The following is a 213-nucleotide window of genomic DNA, read 5'->3' as shown; positions in this document are numbered from 1 at the left end:
GCCATGCTGCGCCGGTTCGGGATCGACCCCGCGGCGCTTCTGGACGACGCATCGCTGATCCCGCACGACGGAGTCGTGCAGGTGCTGGAGTACGCCGCCGAATCGACCGGGCTGCCCGATCTCGGCCTGCGCGTCGGTGAGCGCCAGGACGAGGGCATGCTCGGCCTCCTGTCGGTCGTGATGCAGCACTCCGCGACCGTGGGGGAGGCGCTG

At 71.4% G+C, this 213-nt stretch carries 1 protein-coding gene; it reads left to right on the top strand.

All coding sequences use genetic code 11. The features are described from left to right. A partial coding sequence (locus tag ACOADB_RS04750) for an AraC family transcriptional regulator ligand-binding domain-containing protein (protein ID WP_378596782.1) occupies window positions 1-213 on the top strand: 213 nt, incomplete at both ends.

The organism is Nocardioides sp. CPCC 206348 (genome assembly GCF_048654705.1).
In the GTDB taxonomy this organism is placed as follows: Bacteria; Actinomycetota; Actinomycetes; order Propionibacteriales; family Nocardioidaceae; genus Nocardioides.
Note: the sequence above shows the minus strand (reverse complement) of the source record. Positions and strands in the feature narration are given on the sequence as shown.